The sequence below is a fragment of the Photorhabdus africana genome (assembly GCF_035181445.1).
Taxonomy (GTDB): domain Bacteria; phylum Pseudomonadota; class Gammaproteobacteria; order Enterobacterales; family Enterobacteriaceae; genus Photorhabdus; species Photorhabdus laumondii.
In genome coordinates this window covers 1-223 of record NZ_JAXBVE010000336.1, presented here as the reverse complement: position 1 = coordinate 223, position 223 = coordinate 1, and the positions used below count along the sequence as shown (strand labels likewise).

Here is a 223-nt window from a genome sequence, read left to right as displayed (position 1 = left end):
CCATACAAACACCCTGTTAACCCTTGTACCAGTGCTTTGACGGGATGACGATCATCTTTATTTCCTGAGGTCAACTTAACCGCCAAAAGTTCACCACAATCATTGATAACCCGATGAAGTTTAAAGCCATAAAACCAGCCAGTACTCGTTTTCCCTCGCTGTGCGACGCCCTGAAATACGCGATGACGGGGAATACGGAGATTGTGGCAAACGGCAATTTTAG

The 223-nt window shown here is 46.2% G+C and carries 1 protein-coding gene; it reads right to left on the bottom strand.

From position 1 onward, the window contains the following. The coding region (locus SLS51_RS23990) for a transposase (protein WP_323840943.1) at positions 1–223 on the bottom strand (223 nt) is incomplete at both ends.